Consider the following 410-nt stretch of genomic DNA (forward strand, 5'->3'; position numbering starts at 1 on the left):
GCCTGCACCAGCGCATTGATGAACGCCGCCGGGTTCGGGAACGCCGCCAAAGCCGCCTGGAACGCCGCAAACAGCGCACTGGCCGGATTACCCAGCGCATTGAGCAGCGCCTGGAAACCGGTGAGCCCCGCCGCAATCCCCGCCTGCAGGGTCGCGTTCAGCTGACCGGTGAAGGTCGTCAGTGCGTTGGCCAACACACCCAGGGTCGGGTTGATCGCCGCCAGCGCGCCGGTCAGCGCCGCCACGAACGCCGCCGGGCTCGGGAAGGCCGCCAGTGCCGCGTTGAACGCCGCGGCCAGAGCCGCACCGCCGGCGACCAGAGCGTTGACGAAGGCCTGCGGTCCGTCGATGGCCACATTGAGCACCGCCCGCAAGGCCAGACCCAGGTTGACATTGATGTTGCCGAAGGC

1 pseudogene is annotated in these 410 nt (G+C 69.3%); it reads right to left on the reverse strand.

Annotation, left to right across the window (positions count from 1 at the left end):
• Positions 1 to 410 (reverse strand): annotated as a pseudogene (locus CG716_RS30460) (hypothetical protein); the annotation flags it as partial.

It is taken from the genome of Mycolicibacterium sphagni (assembly GCF_002250655.1).
Taxonomy (GTDB): Bacteria; Actinomycetota; Actinomycetes; order Mycobacteriales; family Mycobacteriaceae; genus Mycobacterium; species Mycobacterium sphagni.